Genomic DNA, 14,965 nt, shown 5'->3' on the forward strand with positions numbered 1-14,965 from the left:
CCGCCGGGCTGATGAATGTGAGGTCATCCTGATGAACCGCTCCCTGCTGTATCCCCGCGCTACCACCACCCGCCGTCTCATCGGCCTGGACGGGATGTGGCGTTTCAGCTTCGACCCCGAGAGCAAGGGTGTGGAGGCCGGATGGGCGCTGGACCTGCCCTCCTCTCTTTCCATGCCGGTGCCCGCCTCCTTCTGCGACCTGTTCACCGACAAGGCCTCCCGCGAATACTGCGGTGATTTCTGGTATGAGACCAGCTTTTTTGTCCCTGCGGAATGGAGCGGTTGGGACATCGTTCTCCGGTTTGGCTCGGTCACCCACCGGGCCCGGGTCTTCGTCAATGGCGTGGAGGTGGCCCAGCACGAGGGCGGCTTCCTGCCCTTTGATGCCACCGTGACCAACATCGTGCGCTACAATCAGTTCAACAAGCTCAGTGTTCTGGCGAACAACGAGCTCAGCGAGACGATGCTGCCCGCAGGCACCACACGCACCCTTGCGGACGGCAGAAAGATCGCCGCACCCTACTTTGATTTTTACAACTACGCCGGCATCCACCGGCCCGTCTGGCTGATGGCCCTGCCCAAGGAGCGGGTGCTGGACTATTCCACACGATACCGCCTGACCGAGACCGGGGCCGAGATCGACTATACCGTAACCACCAACGGCCCCCACCCCGTGACTGTGGAGCTTTACGACGGCACCACCCGGGTGGCCGAAAGCTCCGGCACCACCGGCACGCTGGTGGTCAAAAACGCCAAGCTGTGGAATGTCCACGCCGCCTATCTCTACGATCTGGTCATTCGCATCCACGAGGGCAGCGCAGTGGTGGACGAGTATCTGGATCGGATCGGCATCCGCACCTTTGAGATCCGGCACGGGCGTTTCCTGCTCAACGGCAGCCCGGTCTATCTGCGGGGCTTCGGCCGGCACGAGGATGCCGACATCCGGGGCCGTGGGCTCGACCTGCCCACCGTCAAGCGGGATTTTGAGCTGATGAAGTGGATCGGCGCAAACTGCTTCCGCACCAGCCACTACCCCTACGCTGAGGAGATCTACCAGATGGCCGATGAGGAGGGCTTCCTCATCATTGACGAAGTCCCCGCCGTGGGCTTTCTGCAGAGCACAGCCAACTTCCTGGCCGCCAATCAGGGCAACGGCAGGCAGCAGGGCTTTTTTGAGAAGGAGACCACGCCTGCGCTGCTCAAGAACCACAAGGCGGCCCTGACCGATATGATCGACCGGGACAAAAACCACCCCTCGGTCATCGCATGGAGCCTGCTCAACGAGCCTCAGTGCACCAGCGCGGGCACCGAGGAATACTTCAAGCCCCTGTTCGAGCTGGCCCGCCGCCTCGACCCCCAGAAGCGCCCCCGTACTTATACGGTCCTGATGACCAGCCTGCCCGACACCAGCAAGGGCCAGCGCTTTGCCGATTTCGTCAGCCTGAACCGCTACTACGGCTGGTATGTACTGGGCGGGGCCGGGCTGGCGGATGCCGAAGCCGCCTTCCGCCATGAGATGGACGGCTGGGCAAAGGTCCTGCATGGCCGCCCGCTCATCTTCACTGAGTACGGCACCGACAACCTGAGCGGCACGCACAAGCTCCCCAGCGTGATGTGGAGTGCCGAGTACCAGAATGAATATCTGGAGATGACCCACGCCGTGTTCGACCACTACGATTTCGTACAGGGTGAGCTGGTGTGGAATTTTGCCGATTTCCAGACCACCGAGGGCATCCTGCGGGTGGACGGCAACAAAAAAGGCATCTTTACCCGCCAGCGCCAGCCCAAGGATGCGGCGTACCTCTTCCGGGAGCGGTGGACAACGCTGCCGGTCAATTTCAAGAAGCGAAAAAAATGATCCCAGAAAACAGCAGCGCCCTGCCGGTTTACCCCGGCAGGGCGCTGCTTGTTTGATATGCGTTTACTTGATGCAGCTCGAACACGGGCTGTACCCTGCCGCAATGGCCTCCTCGTAGCTGGAGAAGAGGATCTGGTTCTTCTCCGCAGGGAGGTTGGCACAGCTGGGCAGGTGGAACTTTTTGCTGTTCACGTTGCCGATATACCCCTGCTGCGCGGTGGACGCTGCCGCCGGGTCGGTGGGGTTGAGCTCAGCATCGGTGGCCGTTTTCTCGGTGCGGATGGTATAGTTCTGTCCATCGGAACCGATCACAATGGCCCCCAGCAGGTCCGTGCGGTAAACATCCACGCCCGCATCCCGCAGGATGCTCAGGGTCTCCTCGTGGGGGTGGCCGTACTTGTTGTTCACACCACAGGAGATGATTCCCATCTCGGGCAGGACGGCGTTCAGGAAGATGTAGCTCGTGCTGGTGCTGGAACCGTGGTGACCCACCTGCAGAACATCTGCCTTCAGGTTGGCCCCGCTGTTCACGAGGTCGCGCTCCGCATCCGATTCCATATCGCCGGTGAGCAGAAAGCTGGTGGAGCCGTAGTCCACCCGCAGAACGATGGAGGTATCATTGGTGTTGTCATACTGCGCCACAGGGCCCAGCATGGTCACAGTGGCACTACCCAGCGGCCAGACCGTGCCCACGGCGGGCACCTCCACCTGCAGGCCCTGCTGCCCGGTGTACTTGACGAAATCCTGAAAGCACTTGGTGGAGGCTTCTGTCACGGGGCTGTACACATGGTCTGCCGGGAAATAGGCCAGCGCAGCGGACAGGCCGCCCACATGATCCTCGTGGGCGTGGGAGCAGAACACATACTGCAGCTCCTCCACACCGAGATTCTGCAGGTAAGAGACGACATAGCTGCCATCGTCCACGTTGCCGCCGTCGTAGAGCATATACTGGCCGTCACATTCCACCAGCACGCTCAGGGCCTGCCCCACATCCAGGAAGTGCATCTCAAAGTTGGCGGTCTGGCCGTCTCCGGCAGGCTGGGCAGTGCTGACCGTAGGGGTGCTGCTGCCCGGCACCACCGCCGAGGCATCACAGGCGGCAAGGCCAAGGGCCAGCGCCGCCGCCAGGGCCAGCGCGGCAATGCGCCGCCAGAAGCTTACTTTTTCTTTTTTGAAGTTTTCCACGCTGTATTCTCTTTCTGTTGATCATTCTTCGGCTTACGGGGTGCCGTGCCGTTGGGCGCAAAGCGTGCGCCGGGGCTGGGCTGGCGGCCGCCTGCGGTGCGGGCCGGGGCGGTTCCGCGGCTCTGATTCCTGCCTCCCCTGCCCTTGTTGGGGCGGACCGTATAGGTGCCGTCGTTGTGGATGGTCACCTCGGCAGGCTCGGCCCGGCGGGCAGAGCGCTGGATCGCGCGGCGGCCCTCGGCGGGCACCAGCAGCGGGATCAGATCTTCCCTGTGGGTCATTTTCAGCGCCTTGATGACCTTTTCGGCATTGCGGGGTTCGTAATACTGGAGCAGGGCGCGCTGGAGCGCTTTTCCCTCCGCGGTCTTTTCCACGAACACGGGCTTGAGGGTGTAGGGGTCAAGGCCGGTGTAGAACATGCAGGTGCTCACCGTGCCGGGGGTGGGATAGAAATCCTGCACCTGCTCGGGGCGCATGTGGTTTTTGTAGAGATACTCGGCCAGATAGACGGCATCGCTCAGGGTGCTGCCCGGGTGGCTGGACATCAGGTAGGGCACGAGGTACTGCTTTTTGCCCGCCTTCTTGCTCAGTTCGTAGAACTTATCCTTGAACTTGTTGAAGGTCTGGATGGGCGGCTTGCCCATGTAGGCCAGTGTATTGGGGGCGCAGTGCTCCGGGGCCACCTTCAGCTGGCCGGAGACGTGATACTCCACCAGCTCCTTGAAGAAGGTGTCGTCCGGGTCAGCCATCAGGTAATCGAACCGGATGCCGCTGCGGATGAACACCTTTTTCACGCCGGGCAGTTCCCGGACACGGCGCAGGATCTTGAGGTAATCGCTGTGATCTACGATCATGTGGGAGCAGGTGGTGGGGGCCAGGCAGTGCTTGCCGCCATTGCACATGCCCCGCAGCATCTGCTCCCGACAGGATGGGAACCGGAAGTTGGCGGTGGGGCCGCCGATATCATGGATGTAGCCCTTGAAATCAGGCTCGTGGGTCATCCGCTCGGCCTCGGCCACAATGCTGTCGGCACTGCGGCTGGTGACCCGGCGGCCCTGATGCAGCTGGATGGCGCAGAAGTTGCAGCCGCCGAAGCAGCCGCGGTTCTGGATGATGGAGAACTGCACCTCCCGGATGGCAGGCACGCCGCCCATGCTCTCGTAGATGGGGTGGTAGCGGCGGGTGTAGGGCAGCGCATACACCTTGTCCAGCTCCCAGCGCACCAGCGGCTTTGCCGGGATGTTCTGCACAAGATACTTTTCACTCTGCTTCTGGACAATGATCTGGCCGCTGACCACATCCTGATTGTCCATCTGGATGCGGCAGGCTTTGGCGTAGGCCACCTTATCGGAGGCCACTTTCCGGAAACCGGCGCACTCCACATACTTTTCAGGCAGGTGGTCAAAGTCGGTCAGGTAGCAGGTACCGTCCACATCGGTGATGGACTCCACCGGCTCCCCTGCCGCCAGCCGCCGGGCGATCTCCACGGTCTGGTGCTCGCCCATGCCAAAGCTGATGAGATCGGCTCCGGAGTCCTCCGCAATGCTGGGCAGAACGGTGTCCAGCCAGTAATCGTAGTGGGCAAACCGGCGCAGAGATGCCTCCAGACCGCCCAGGATCACAGGCAGGTCGGGGTAGGCCTCCTTGGCCAGCCTGGTGTAAACGGTGGCGCTGCGGTCAGGCCGCGCGCCGCCGATGCCGCCGGGAGAGTATTCGTCCTCGGCACGCGGAATTTTTGCCACAGAGTAGTGGCTCACCATGCTGTCCACGTTGCCGCCGCCGATGAAAAAGCCGTACTTCGGCCTGCCAAACCGCTTGAAGTCCTCGCAGTCGGAATAGCGGGGCTGGGCCAGCACGCCGACCTTATAGCCCTCGGCCTCCAGCAGGCGGCTGATGATGGCGGTGCCAAAGCTGGGGTGGTCAACGTAGGCATCGCCGCCCACCACCACGAAGTCCAGCTGATCCCAGCCCCGGGCTTCCATGTCCGCCCGGCTGATGGGAAGAAATTCGGTGTAGATCGGGGAAGAGTTGTCCATAGTGTTCCTCACTGTTTAAACCTCTCTGTCTGCTCCCCTAACAGGGAGCCAAGAGAAGTGTTGCTTGTGTTCTTATTCCTCCGGCTGATTCATCTGCATTTCCAGCCACTGCTGGCGGCTGATGAGGACAGCGCGGGGCTTGGCACCCTCATAGGGGCCGATGATGCCCTTCTGCTCCATCTCATCCATGATGCGGGCGGCGCGGGCATAGCCCAGCTTACAGCGGCGCTGCAGCAGGCTGGTGGATGCCTGCCCGGCATCGATGACCACCTCAACGGCCTGCTTGAGCATCGGGTCGCTGCCGGTCTCCTCATCCGCATCTGCAGAGGATGCACCCTTCTTGCCATCCTGAATGGCGTGCTTTTCCATGGCTTCGATCATGGCCTCGTCGTACTGGACGGTGGCGCTCTGCTTGATGAAGTCCAGCACGCGGCTGATCTCCTCATCCCGCACAAAAGTGCCCTGGATACGCACCGGCTTGGGCGCGCCCACAGGCATAAAGAGCATATCGCCCTGGCCCAGCAGCTTCTCGGCACCGGCACCATCCAGAATGGTACGGCTGTCCACCTGGCTGGACACGGCAAAGGCAATGCGGCTGGGGATGTTGGCCTTGATCAGGCCAGTGATGACATCCACGCTGGGGCGCTGGGTGGCAACGATGAGGTGCATTCCGGCGGCACGGGCCTTCTGGGCAATCCGGCAGATGGAATCCTCCACGTCCTTGCCCACGACCATCATCAGATCGGCCAGCTCGTCAATGATGATGGCGATATAGGGCATCTTTTCCAGCATGGGGTCGGTGGCCGCCAGCTTGTTGAAGGATTTGATGTCACGGACATTGTTTTCCGCAAACAGGTGGTAGCGGCGCTCCATCTCCTGCACCGCGCTGCTCAGAGCACCCGCTGCCTTTTTCGGCTCGGTGATGACAGGCATCAGCAGGTGGGGGATGCCGTTGTATTCAGCCAGCTCCACCACCTTGGGGTCGATGAGCATGAGCTTCACGTCCTCGGGGCTGGAGCGGAACAGAATGCTGATGATGATGCTGTTCACACAGACAGATTTACCACTGCCGGTGCTGCCTGCGATGAGCAGATGGGGCATCTTGCACAGGTCGGCCACCTGGGCCACACCGGCAATGTCCTTGCCCAGCGCCACGCCCAAGGGCGAAGTCATCCGCAGGAAGGCCTGGCTTTCAAAGACACTGCGGATAAAAACGGGGGTCTTTTTGTGGTTGGGCACCTCGATGCCCACGGCAGGCTTGCCGGGGATGGGTGCTTCCATGCGGACATCGGCCACGGCAAGGTTCAGGGCGATATCATCGGCCAGCGAGGTGATGCGGCTGATCTTCACGCCCGCCATGGGCTGGACCTCATACCGGGTAACGGAGGGTCCCCGCGAAATATCCAGCACTCGGGTGCGCACGCCGAAGCTTTCCAGCGTGTCCACCAGCTTCTGGGCGTTGGCCTTCAGCTCGTCCTGGGCACCGGGGTCACCCTCCTCGGCAGATTTTTCAAACAGCTCGATGCTGGGGTACTGATACTGGAAGGTCTCCACCACCTCCGGCTCCTCGGCCGGGGCGGTGGCGGCAGCCTGCTCGCCTGCGGCGGGTTTTTCCATGGCGGCCGCCACCAGCGTGTTCAGGTCTTTTTCCTCCACCGGTTCGCTGGTAATGCTGATCCAGCCGTCCTCGTCCGGTTCACTGCGCATGGCCACCGCGTTTTCCGCGCTGACCCGCACCGGCACCACCGGCTCATCCGTAGTGGGCAGGGTGGGGGTCTGGAACATCGGCATCTCAGGCTGCTCGGGCTCTGCCGGTGCAGCCACAGGGGCTTCCGGGGCCGCAGGCGGCACGGTGGGGTTCACCACCGGGGCCGGAGCAGGCGATCCGGCGGGCGCGAAGAAATCCTCGGCGGCAGTCTCCACGGCATCCGGCACCACCGGTTTGACGATGGCCCGGGGCGGGGCCTTTTGGAGCGGGTCCTGCCCAAAGGTGCCGCCCGGCCCGATGATGATGGGCTCAATGGGCTCGCTTCCGCCCTCGGAAACAGAGGTATCCGGCCCAAGATCGATATCAAACGCCGCGCGGGGATGGTTGGAGGTCACCTTGACCGGCTCAAAGGCTGGGGCAGGCTGGGCGGGAGCCGGTTCCGGCTCCACCGGCGCAGGCGGCTCGTAGCCCAGAGAATCGTCCACGGGAACAGGTTCCGCTTCGCCCTCCATCTCCTTGGTCACCTTGTGGCCCCAGCTGAACACGCCGGACAGCCACCCGGGCACCGGAATGCCGCCGGGCACGTCTTCCTCATCGAAATTATCATCGTAATCGTCCGCAGGTTCCTCGGCGCAGTACTCCTCTTCCGCCTGCCGGGCCGCAAGGCGCTCAGCACGGCGGGCGGCGTTCTGTTCATAGACCGCCACGCCTTTTTCATGCACGCCGCCGCCCACATTGCAGAGCCACTGCCAGCACTCGGCAGGGGTGATATCAAAGATATACAGGCTGGCGCACAGGGCCAGCACCGCCATGACCAGATTGGCCGCAGGCCGCCCGCAGAGCAGGAGCAGGTTGCCGCCCAGCAGAGTGCCCAGCACGCCGCCGCCCAGCCAGGCGTTCGCGCCGTTCTGGTAGCAGGCAGCGATCATCTGGGCAGCGGTCAGGTCGGCGGGGATATCCGAAAACACGATGACCGTGCCGCTGGCAAAGATCAGCCCCAGCAGCAGCTTGAACACCTGCATCAGCAGGTCCTGCCCCCGGGTGTAGAGGATGGCCAGATAGCACACCGCCGCGCCCAGCACAAAGCTGCCGCAGCCGAACAGCCCGAATAGGATCTGGTGAGCGCTCTTCCAGACGGAGTCTCCCTCCACGAACGCCAGCACAATGAGCAGCAGCCCCACAAACAGGGTGCCCAGCCCCGCCGGCATCCGCTCCTCGGCCCGGCTTTTTCTGCGTGCAGACGCGCGCTTTGCAGTTGTTTTTCGCTTTCGTTTTGCCATTTTCTGTTCTGACCCCTGTCCTTTGTTCCCATAGTATTCGATTCTTTCATTATACCACGGGTTGGGTCAAGTGGCAATTACAGAATGCGGACCGGTTTGACCCACTCTGTAAACAAAGAACCATCCCCCGGCGCGGAGATCACGCCATGGGGATGGTTCTTTCAGGTACGTTATTGTTTCAGGAGAAGAAATCTGTTCACACGCTTATCAGTGGACGAACACCGGGCCCAGCGGGTTTGCAATGGGGCTGACGTAGCCGCCCAGCAGCTTGGGGATGGCCAGGCTGATGTCGGGAATAAAGGTCAGCAACAGCAGGGCGATGAACATGCACAGGTAGAACGGCAGGGTGGCCTTGACGACCTTTTCCATGGGGCGCTTTGCAACGGCAGAGCCGATGAACAGAACAGCGCCGACAGGAGGAGTCAGCAGGCCAATGCCGCAGTTCAGCACCACGATGATACCGAACTGGATGGGGTCGATGCCGATGGAGGTTGCAATGGGCAGCAGGATGGGGGTAGCGATCAGGATGATGGGAGCCATATCCATGATGCAGCCCAAAACCAGAATGATGACATCGATGAGCAGGGCGATGATGTAGGGGTTGTCGGTCACGCTGGTGATGGCGTTTGCGGCCAGATCAGGCACATGCAGCATGGTCAGGCAGTTGCCGAACACAGCAGAGGTGGCGATCAGGATCAGGACGATGGACAGGGTGTTCACGCACTCGTCCAGAGCGTACCATACGCCCTTCCAATCCAGGCCCTTGTAAATGAACACGGACACGAACAGGGAGTAGATAACAGCGATAGCAGCGGACTCCGTGGCGGTGAACACGCCGCCCACAACGCCAAAGACAACGATGACAACGGCAGCCAATGCCCAGATGGAAGTACCCAGCTGCTTGATGAAGCCCTTGATGCTGAAGGGCGAGCCCTTGGGGTAGTTTTCCTTGACGGAGATGATGTAGGAGCCGATCATCAGGACGATGGCCAGCAGAGCGCCGGGCAGGTAGCCGGCCAGGAACAGGCTGCCCACAGAGATGCCGCCGGCGGTGGTGGCGTAGATGACCATGTTATGGCTCGGGGGAACCAGCAGACCCTCGCAGGAGGAGGTAATGGTAACAGCAGTGGAGAAGTCGGCATCATAGCCCTGATCCACCATCATGGGGATCATAATGGAGCCGATGGAAGCAGTATCGGCGGAAGCGGAACCGGAAATGCCGCCGAAGAAGTAGGAAGCCACGATGTTGACCATGGCCATGCCGCCGCGCATCCAGCCGACGCAGGCATCGGCCAGAGCGATCAGCTTTTCAGAGATGCCGCCGGAGCCCATGAGCACGCCCATGGTGATGAAGAAAGGCACGGCCATCAGGCTGAAGGACGAGATGCCCTTGACCATCAGACGGCAGACATCCGTAAGGGCCTGGCCCTGCACCATCAGGCAGAACACACTGGAAAGGCCAACGGCGTATGCAATGGGGAACCGCAGGAAGATCATCACAAAGAAACTGACCAGAAGGACAAGGATCGCCAGTGTCTGAACTGTCATATCAATTCTCCTCCTTTACAAACAGGCTCTTGATGTGGTTGTAGATGGACTCAAACTCGAACACGATCATGGCAACACCGGCCAGCGGCACGGGGAAGTACATCCAGAAGCGGCTCAGCCAGGGCATGGAAACGTAGAAGCCGCGGCCGCCCAGGGTGGTGGCGTAGTTCCAGCCCACCACCATCATAATGATGCCCAGCACCATCACTGCAATGTCGGCCAGGATGTCCAGCGCTTTGACGACCTTCTTGGGCAGGTAGACATCAAAGGCGGTCATGCGGATGTGGGCACCGCGGCGGATGGCCAGCGCTGCGCTCAGCACGGCCATGTAGCTCATACAGGTCAGCACCACCTCTTCCGACCAGGCAGGGTCCGGGATAAAGGGGACGTAACGGCCAATGACCGACATGGTGGTGATGAGGATGTCCAAGATCAGCAAAAGCTTGCAGATGAACAGCACCACCTTATAGGTAATGTCGTACGCCGGTTTGATCTTATCCAATGTGGTAAAGATTTTCGGCATAAGGTTTCCTCCTTTACGATAAAAGCCCGGCAGGGCAGCGGGCAGATCTCCCGTTGTCCCCGCCGGGCCATTTTATTCTTGCACGGAAAAGGCGCGTTTGCTTATGCCTTCATGTCCAGCAGCTTCTGGTACAGCTCAGCCTGATCGGAGGTGTTGTCGCTGATGACCTTAGCACATGCTTCCTGCCAGGGTGCCTTATCGGGAACATCGATCACGTTGCAGCCGGAGGACTTCAGCTCGTCCAGAACCTTGTTCTCAGCGGTCTCAGACAGGTCAGCGTTGAACTTCTGGGTGTCAGCACCGGCCTCCATGATGGCAGCCTGCTGGTTCTCGGTCAGCTTTGCCCATGCGTTATCGGTGATAACAGCCTGGATAGCGCCCAGGGTGTGGCCGTCCAGGATCAGGTTGTTGGCAACCTCGGGGAAAGCGTTGGACTTGTAGTTTGCGATGGGCTGCTCAGCGCCATCGACAACGCCGGTCTGCAGTGCGCTGTACAGCTCACCGAAGGAAACGACGGTGGGGTTTGCGCCCAGGCCCTCGACCATGCCGTTCATAACGGGGTCGTTGGACACGCGGAGCTTCAGGCCCTTGAAATCCTCAATGCCGGAAACGGGATTGACGGTGAAGAAGTGGCGGAAGCCCTCCTCGCCGTAGAAGATGCCGCGAACGGGCAGGCCCAGCTCCTGGGGCTCGTTCAGGAACTCAGGTGCCAGATCGCTGTTGGCAAAGTTCCAGAAGTGTGCACGGTTCTCAAAGGTGAAGGGGATGCTCAGCAGCTTGGACTTGTTGCAGCCATAGCTGGTCAGTGCAAAAGCGGAGATACGGCTCATATCGATGGAAGTGGAGCCGCCCAGGATCGCGTCCAGAACGTCGTTCTCGGAGCCCAGAACACCGGAAGCCTGCACATCGATGACAACGGAGCCGCCGGTCAGCTCTTCGACCTTCTCCTTGAAGTGGGTAGCGGTCTGGCCGACGATGGTATCCAGCGGGTTGACCTCAGCGTAGACCAGGGTGACCTTGGGATCATTGGCAGCAGCGGTAGCATCACCGGCAGCAGAAGCGGCGGTGGAACCGGCGGCAGAGGTTGTAGTGGAACTGGAAGAGCCGCCACATGCGGTCAGGGCAGCAGCTGCGGTAGCTGCACCGGCAACGGCGAGAAAGCTGCGACGAGAGATCTTTTTCATGGTAAAATCCTCCTGAAATATGTTCTTCTGTTTCCTTCCGGCAGCACCTTCCTGCACAGGTGCGGTGCTGTCGTTCATTCACTGTTCACACTTTAGCAAAATTTCTTGGTCAGAACAAGGGGTTTCAAAAAATGTCCTGTTTTTTGAAAAAATGTGAAAACAACTTCTGTACACTCTGCACAAATAAAAATCCCAGTCATTGGGCATACCTGCCAACAACTGGGATTCTTCCTGATATTTTTAGCTTTTCTGAATTCGGGCGATCAGCTCCGCCTGTTCCGCAAACTGATCGTACAGGGGCTGGACTGCAGCGCGGAATTTCTGTTTTTCCTCGCTGGAAAGCTCCGTGACCACGATGCCGCGGGCCAGCATATCCTGTTCTGCCCCGGCTTCCTGTTCAGCCCAGAGGGTGCGCTCGATCAGCGCCGACTCCCGCGCACAGCTGCGCAGGATGCCCGGGAATGTCGGGTCCAGCGCGGCCAGCTTCTCCATTGCCGGGATGCTGGCCAGCTGGATCTCCGGCACACGGGTGTGCTCATCCCGCAGGAAGTAGGGAGCCACCTCGTAATGGCTCATGGCCTCATAGCTGGGCCAGTTGTTCTCCGCCCCATCGATCTGGCCATTGTGCAGGGCTGCGTACACCTGACTGTACACCACCTGCACCGGGTCGGCTCCCAGAGCCGAGACCATCATGCTCATGGTGTCGGATTCCTGTACACGAAGCCGCAGCCCCTGCAGCTCTGCCAGACAGGTGACCTTCCGGCGGGTGTAAAAGCTGCGCACACCGGCATCGAACCAGGAAAGCCCGGTCAGGTCGATATCATCCAGCCGGGTCAGGAACTCGTCCCCGATGTTTCCGTCCAGCACACGCCACATCTGGCCGGCATCCTGATAGAGGAACGGCAGCTGCAGCACGTTCAGGGCAGGCATGTATTCTGCCAGCTGGCTCAGGGAGACGCGGGCAAAGTCGATGCCGCCAAACTGTATCTGCTGGATGACGCTCATCTCCGCCCCCAGCTCACCCTTGCTGTACACGGCGATCTTCACCCGCCCTTCCGTGCGCTCCTTCACCTTTTCGGCAAAGGCCCGCGCTGCCACGGTGGTGGGGTAATCATCAGGCTGGTTCTCGGCGTAGCGCAGGATGAGCTCCGGCTGTTCCTCTGCAGCCTGCTGCTTTTTGCAGGCACACAGCTCCAGTGCCGTGCCCGCTGCAGCCAGCAGCAGCTGCCGCCGGGAGATGCGGGCGCTCACAGCAGCCCCTCCGGAGCGGGACCCCGTTTTTCCCGGAGAGCGTGCTTGCGGTACTGGGTGGGAGTCTCCCCTGTCCGCTTCTTGAAGGCGCGGGCAAAGTAGCTGGCATCCTCATAGCCCACCATGGAGGCCACCTCTGCCGAGGAGCGGAAGGGGTCTGTCAGCAGCTCCTTGGCCGCGTTGATGCGCAGCTCCGTCAGGCAGTCGAGGAAGTTCATCTTCTGGTACTTTTTGAACTGTGCAGAGAGGTACGCCGGGCTGATGTGGAGGATCTCGCCCACACTGTCCAGCGAGATATCGAACATATAGTTGTCCTCCAGATACCGCCGCACATGGGCCATGACCAGCGCGTTCTGGCTGTTCTCGGCATCGTCCGGTCCTGCCGCCGGGGCAGCAGGCTCCATCGGCTCCGGCTGCACCGGGGCCAGTGCCTCCAGCTTGCGCTCTGTCTCGATCTGGCGCATGGCCCGCCGGATGGAGGCTTCCAGCTCGTCCGGGTCCACGGGCTTGAGCAGATAATCACAGGCTCCCAGATGTACAGCCTCGTGAGCATACTGGAACAGGCTGTACGCCGTGACAAAGATGACCCGGCACCCGGGGCGCTGGGCCAGCACGGCGCGGGCGGCATCCAGGCCGCTCATGCCCGGCATCTCGATGTCCATCAAAATGAGGTCTGCCCCCCACAGGATGGCAGTATCGGCGGCCTTGCGGCCATTTTCGGCGGTCTCCAGCACCACCTCATGCTCAAAGCGGCGGGAGACCATTTCGGTCAGGGCTTCCCGCTCCAGGCACTCGTCGTCCGCGATCAACAGGCGTATCATTCGTCAAAGTCCTCCTCTTCCAGCTCCACAAGGGGCAGATACAGGCTCACCGCCGTGCCCCGCCCCGGGTGCGAGCGCACCTCGAACCGGCAGCGCTTGTCCAGCAGCCGCAGGCGCGCCGCCACGTTATACACACCAATGTGCTCCCACCGGTCGCCGGGGGCCGCCAGCCCCGCCTGCAGCTGGGCCAGCTGCTCCGGTTCAATGCCCAGGCCGTTGTCGCACACACTGATCCGCAGCAGCCCCTGCTCCCGCAGCGGCGTGATGCGGATGCGCACCGCACCGCCCTCTTCCTTGGGGGCAATGCCGTGCTTGAAGGCATTTTCCACGATGGGCTGCAAAATAAACGAAGGCACCATCGTCTCCGTCAGGTCAATGGAATCCGAGATGCGCCACCGCATCTTCACACGGTCCCCAAAGCGGACGTGATAGATGGAGTAGTATTCATCCACGATCCGCACCTCGCGGGCCAGCGGCACCTGCTCATCATTGCTCATCAGGCTGTACCGCAGCAGATGGCTCAGCGCCGTGATCAGCGCCTGGGTGCGGTAGGCTTTCTCCTGCCCTGCTGTCTGCAATATGACGTTCAGAGTGTTGAACAGGAAATGCGGGTCGATCTGACTGCGCAATTGCTGCATCCGGCTGCGCTCCATCCGGTTCTGCAGCTCCAGTGCGGCGGTCTTTTGCTGGTGGAGCTCTCGCTCCATCTCATTCTTCTCCCGCAGGGTGTTCATCTGCTGGGCCATGGAATGCTTCATCCGGTTGAAGGCATCGGTCAGCTGACCGATCTCATTGTGTTCCCGGGGCACCGGCACATCGGGGGTGTCGTACCCGCCCGCAATGATCTCCTGCGATGCGCCGATCATCTGCTGCACCGGCCCCAGCAGCCGCAGCACCGACCACGCCATCACGCAGCCCAGCACCAGGCAGACCACCGCCACGACCGTCTGGGCCCACTTGACCCGGCTGCTCAGGGCCGAGACCTCGGTGTAGGTGCCCTGCGCATCGGAGATGGCCGTGTTGAGCAGCTGCTGGGTATACTGGCCCAGATAGCTGCCGCAGGGCGACACCTTGTTATAGTAGAGCTGTGCTGCCCCGGCATCGTCCCCTGCCCGGACAGCTTCTTCCAGCTGCTTTACCAGCGCCGTGTAGCTCTTGTAGGTGGTACATACCGCATTGTATAAGAGATACTGCTCCTCGCTGACCATGCTCAGGTCTCCATCGATCCGCCAGAGCCAGGCATTGGTGGTGGAGAATGCCGCGTCCAGCTCCATCAGCAGCTCGTCCGCGTCCCCATATTCCCAGCGGTAATCGCTCAGGGCAGTCAGGCTCCGCTCCACCCCATCCTGAAAGCGGCTGATGGCGTTGAACCTGCCCATCTGGTCATCCAGTTCCCGCAACACCGTGCCGGACTGGTAGAAGCTGAGAAAGATCTGTGCCGCCAGCGCCAGCAGAAAGGCCGCCAGCCCCAGCGTGATCCGCTGTTTCAGCGTCATTGAACGGTGCAAAGCCACCCCTCCCGGCAAAGAATTTTTTCTCGATCAATGCCTTATTCTACCATGTTTTGCGGC

Annotated in this window: 10 protein-coding genes; 1 reads left to right on the forward strand and 9 read right to left on the reverse strand. The window is 61.1% G+C overall.

The genetic code is table 11. The features are described from left to right. Nucleotides 1-31 precede the first annotated feature (31 nt). Nucleotides 32-1,858 (forward strand): beta-glucuronidase, encoded by a 1,827-nt coding sequence (uidA, locus tag P0G09_RS05425; RefSeq protein ID WP_275252147.1) that lies wholly within the window; start codon nt 32-34, stop codon nt 1,856-1,858. A 63-nt stretch (nt 1,859-1,921) separates the two neighbouring features. On the opposite strand, the gene P0G09_RS05430 is transcribed toward uidA, so the two are convergent. The 9 genes from P0G09_RS05430 to P0G09_RS05470 all read right to left on the reverse strand — a co-directional run bounded on the left by P0G09_RS05430 (nt 1,922) and on the right by P0G09_RS05470 (nt 14,902). Further along, a complete protein-coding gene (locus P0G09_RS05430) occupies nt 1,922-3,043 on the reverse strand; it encodes an MBL fold metallo-hydrolase (protein WP_275252148.1) in 1,122 nt (373 codons plus the stop codon). Beyond that, nucleotides 3,016-5,079 carry a YgiQ family radical SAM protein gene (locus tag P0G09_RS05435; RefSeq protein WP_275252149.1) on the reverse strand — a complete coding sequence of 688 codons (2,064 nt, stop codon included), beginning with the start codon at nt 5,077-5,079 and terminating at the stop codon, nt 3,016-3,018. Before P0G09_RS05435 ends, P0G09_RS05430 begins: the two co-directional genes overlap by 28 nt. Before the next feature lie 72 nt (nt 5,080-5,151). Further along, complete coding sequence (locus P0G09_RS05440) at nt 5,152-8,067, reverse strand: DNA translocase FtsK (protein WP_275252150.1); 2,916 nt, start codon at nt 8,065-8,067, stop codon at nt 5,152-5,154. A gap of 207 nt (nt 8,068-8,274) precedes the next feature. Further along, nucleotides 8,275-9,615 carry a TRAP transporter large permease gene (locus tag P0G09_RS05445; protein ID WP_275252151.1) on the reverse strand — a complete coding sequence of 447 codons (1,341 nt, stop codon included), beginning with the start codon at nt 9,613-9,615 and terminating at the stop codon, nt 8,275-8,277. A gap of 1 nt (nt 9,616) precedes the next feature. Further along, on the reverse strand, nt 9,617-10,138 hold the full coding sequence (locus P0G09_RS05450; protein WP_275252152.1) for a TRAP transporter small permease: 522 nt from the start codon (nt 10,136-10,138) through the stop codon (nt 9,617-9,619). A 101-nt stretch (nt 10,139-10,239) separates the two neighbouring features. Then, a complete protein-coding gene (locus tag P0G09_RS05455) occupies nt 10,240-11,322 on the reverse strand; it encodes a TRAP transporter substrate-binding protein (protein WP_275252153.1) in 1,083 nt (360 codons plus the stop codon). A 240-nt stretch (nt 11,323-11,562) separates the two neighbouring features. Further along, entirely contained in the window at nt 11,563-12,573 is a 1,011-nt protein-coding gene (locus tag P0G09_RS05460) for a TRAP transporter substrate-binding protein (protein WP_275252154.1), read from the reverse strand. Then, nucleotides 12,570-13,394 (reverse strand): helix-turn-helix domain-containing protein, encoded by an 825-nt coding sequence (locus tag P0G09_RS05465; RefSeq protein WP_275252155.1) that lies wholly within the window; start codon nt 13,392-13,394, stop codon nt 12,570-12,572. The genes P0G09_RS05460 and P0G09_RS05465 overlap by 4 nt, the downstream gene beginning before the upstream one ends. Continuing rightward, on the reverse strand, nt 13,391-14,902 hold the full coding sequence (locus P0G09_RS05470) for a sensor histidine kinase (RefSeq protein WP_275252156.1): 1,512 nt from the start codon (nt 14,900-14,902) through the stop codon (nt 13,391-13,393). Before P0G09_RS05470 ends, P0G09_RS05465 begins: the two co-directional genes overlap by 4 nt. Between the last annotated feature and the right edge of the window lie 63 nt (nt 14,903-14,965).

This window comes from Faecalibacterium sp. DFI.5.82 (assembly GCF_029076575.1).
GTDB classification, from domain to species: Bacteria; Bacillota; Clostridia; order Oscillospirales; family Ruminococcaceae; genus Faecalibacterium; species Faecalibacterium duncaniae.

What these genes read in the sequence shown, in the direction of transcription:
- P0G09_RS05440 (WP_275252150.1), bottom strand. Translation starts at nt 8,067, where the DNA reads ATGGCAAAACGAAAGCGAAAAACAACTGCAAAGCGCGCGTCTGCACGC.
- P0G09_RS05445 (WP_275252151.1), bottom strand. Translation starts at nt 9,615, where the DNA reads ATGACAGTTCAGACACTGGCGATCCTTGTCCTTCTGGTCAGTTTCTTT.
- uidA (WP_275252147.1), top strand. Translation starts at nt 32, where the DNA reads ATGAACCGCTCCCTGCTGTATCCCCGCGCTACCACCACCCGCCGTCTC.
- P0G09_RS05455 (WP_275252153.1), bottom strand. Translation starts at nt 11,322, where the DNA reads ATGAAAAAGATCTCTCGTCGCAGCTTTCTCGCCGTTGCCGGTGCAGCT.
- P0G09_RS05435 (WP_275252149.1), bottom strand. Translation starts at nt 5,079, where the DNA reads ATGGACAACTCTTCCCCGATCTACACCGAATTTCTTCCCATCAGCCGG.
- P0G09_RS05450 (WP_275252152.1), bottom strand. Translation starts at nt 10,138, where the DNA reads ATGCCGAAAATCTTTACCACATTGGATAAGATCAAACCGGCGTACGAC.
- P0G09_RS05465 (WP_275252155.1), bottom strand. Translation starts at nt 13,394, where the DNA reads ATGATACGCCTGTTGATCGCGGACGACGAGTGCCTGGAGCGGGAAGCC.